We start from the raw sequence: 2635 nt of genomic DNA on the forward strand, positions 1-2635 counted from the left end.
AGGTGCCTTTTTGTATTTTAATTGATAGAGCAACGATAGTTGCATTAAAACAACACGAAAAAACAAAAAAAATGGTAATTACTTTATTATACGAGGAGAGGTATATATGAAAAAAGTAGTTAATTTATTCACAGTCTCTTTATTATCAACATTTCTCTTTACAGGGTGTGATTCAAATGATGCAGAAAACCCTGAAAACGGTGCTGTTGAGGATAATCAATCAGATGAGACAATTGATACAAATGAAAACGATGAAAATGCAATTGTTTCCATAGTCATACAGGAAAATGGAGAAGCAATAGAAGGATGGGAACAAGAAGTAGAAGTAGAAGAAGGAATGACTTTATTAGAGGTTATGCATGAGAACTATGATGTAGAAGATGATGGGGGATTCATTACATCTATTGAGGAATTGTCTCAGGATGAAGAGGAAGGAAACTGGTGGTTATTTGATATTAACGGTGAAATGGCGCCAGCTGGAGCAGGAGACACTCATCTCGAAGATGGAGATGAAGTCGTATGGAATTTAGGCGGAATGGACTAATGGCTTCCGCTCATCCCGCAAGGAGAGTTGCTATATTGTCAATGATGGTTGCAGTTAGTCACGTCGGACGTCTGATTTTCCAGTTTTTACCGAATGTTCAGCCGGTGACTGCAATATTGATTATTTTGACATTGTCGATGGGAATGGCAGACGGATTGATAGTTGCTGTTCTATCTATTCTGATTTCCAACTTAACCCTCGGGATGGGTATTTGGACAGTTGCTCAAATCGTATCATATTTTATAATTATTCTGATCACAGGAGCTGTAGTTAGACCGATATATCAAAAACTTCCTGAATGGACTATGATTATGTACACTGCGGTTACTGGTTTATTATATGGCTTTGTTATTTCAGTTATCATGACATATCTGCTTGGACTGGAGAGTTTCTGGATATATTATTCATTTGGTATTCCTATGGATATCATGCACGCACTTGGTAATGGGGCATTTTACTTCATACTTTCACCGGTCTTATATCCCCTTATTGCCAAGGGTTTAAAATTAAAAAAAATTTCTAAACGTGGAAATGAGAATAATTAAGACCACAAAAAATATATTTCAATTTCACACTAAATTAAAAAACCGAACCTTTTTCGATTTCTATTATTAGAATATCGAAAAAGGTTCGGTTTTTTGTATCATTGTACTATATAGGGAGCATAAAACAACTTATTTGAATTTAAGTAATGGCTCGATTATTATGAAAAACTACCTGATATTATAGATTACTGTTGAATATTTATATCCTTCTTAATTTATGATATAAAAAAAGAATAAGCTGTCAGTTTGTTTTTTTTTCACATATTCAATTTTTTTCATCAGATTAATTGACAACGCTTTATTTATTGATATAATAGTCATATATAAATAACGGTATATTTAACTATGACTGATACTTTAGGGAATAAGGTGTTATTGTGAATGATAAGCAAAGAATGATACAGGAATATGTCCCAGGGAAACAGGTTACATTGGCACATGTCATTGCAAATCCTGACAAGCATTTATACACCAAGTTAGGCTTGCCTCTAAGCAGCAACAGTGATGCAATTGGTATCTTAACTATCACTCCCAGTGAAGCTTCAATCATAGCTGCTGATATTGCGACTAAGTCCGCTGATATTCAAATAGGATTTGTCGATCGATTCAGTGGGTCAGTAGTGTTTACAGGTACAGTTGGGGCGGTTGAAGCTGCACTATCAGATGTGCTTACAAGTTTGGGGAAAATTTTGGGAATGTCAGATGTCAGAATCACTAGAACATAAAAGAAAGAGGAGGATTAAACATATTTTTGTTTAACATCGATGAAAGGTGTGGCAAAATGAAAAAAATTGTGATAGTCGACGAAGACTTAGCAACTATGGATATGATCAAAAACTTACTTATGGAAGAAGTTTACACAATAAGTGGAGTTGGAAAAGACGGTTTTGCAGCTCTCGAATTGTGTAAGAAAGAAAAACCAGACATACTGATAATCAATTTAAAACTTCCGGTTTTGAACGGGATAACAGCTTCGAGAAAAGTAATTGCAGAGAATAATGTAAAAGGTGTCATTTTTCTATGTGATAACGATTCAGAAATCAACAAAGAAAATTTTGAAAAGATCAAAAGCAGAAAAATGATAGGCTGGCTGTCAAAACCTATACAGAAGGAGGTTTTAATCTCGACCTTGTATCTGGGCAGTGAACAAACCTCTGTAATTGAACAGCTTGAATCTGAAGTGAAAAAGGCTAATAAAAAGTTATTCGAAAGAAAAATAATAGAAAAAGCTAAAGGCTTGCTCATGGAGGAACAGCAGTTAAGCGAACCAGAAGCGTATAGATTTATTCAAAACCTGAGTATGCAGAAGCGCACATCTATGGTGGAAATAGCGGATATCATATTACTAGGAGTTTAAAATTAAAAATAACTGCAAGTGATGTAACTTGTGGTAAAAGCAAAGATGCTTAAAAAATGACTTTCAGAGTCGTTTTTTAAGCATCTTTGCTTTTTGATTGGAGGGATAGATATAGCGATACACTAGTGTTGCATAAAACTTAGAATAAATGATTTCCATAGATTGTTACTTTCGTCACAAATGGTTTTC

The 2635-nt window shown here is 34.5% G+C and carries 4 protein-coding genes; all 4 read left to right on the forward strand.

What is annotated here, in order from left to right:
- The first annotated feature begins 106 nt into the window (after window positions 1-106).
- The 4 genes from ABFX15_RS09100 to ABFX15_RS09115 all read left to right on the forward strand — a co-directional run bounded on the left by ABFX15_RS09100 (window position 107) and on the right by ABFX15_RS09115 (window position 2446).
- Complete coding sequence (locus ABFX15_RS09100) at window positions 107-544, forward strand: DUF4430 domain-containing protein (protein WP_346025111.1); 438 nt, start codon at window positions 107-109, stop codon at window positions 542-544.
- Window positions 544-1089, forward strand: a complete 546-nt coding sequence (locus ABFX15_RS09105; RefSeq protein WP_346025114.1) for an ECF transporter S component — start codon at window positions 544-546, stop codon at window positions 1087-1089. Before ABFX15_RS09100 ends, ABFX15_RS09105 begins: the two co-directional genes overlap by 1 nt.
- Window positions 1090-1466: 377 nt before the next feature.
- Entirely contained in the window at window positions 1467-1814 is a 348-nt protein-coding gene (eutS, locus tag ABFX15_RS09110) for an ethanolamine utilization microcompartment protein EutS (RefSeq protein WP_346025112.1), read from the forward strand.
- A 26-nt stretch (window positions 1815-1840) separates the two neighbouring features.
- The gene (locus ABFX15_RS09115) at window positions 1841-2446 is read left to right on the forward strand and encodes an ANTAR domain-containing response regulator (protein WP_346025113.1); all 606 of its coding nucleotides are present in this window, start codon (window positions 1841-1843) and stop codon (window positions 2444-2446) included.
- Window positions 2447-2635 lie beyond the last annotated feature (189 nt).

The organism is Alkalibacterium indicireducens, assembly GCF_039522005.1.
Lineage (GTDB): Bacteria > Bacillota > Bacilli > Lactobacillales > Carnobacteriaceae_A > Alkalibacterium > Alkalibacterium indicireducens.

Bases quoted from the DNA above. Each gene is read 5' to 3' on its own strand.
- ABFX15_RS09100 (WP_346025111.1), top strand. From the start codon at position 107: ATGAAAAAAGTAGTTAATTTATTCACAGTCTCTTTATTATCAACATTT.
- ABFX15_RS09105 (WP_346025114.1), top strand. From the start codon at position 544: ATGGCTTCCGCTCATCCCGCAAGGAGAGTTGCTATATTGTCAATGATG.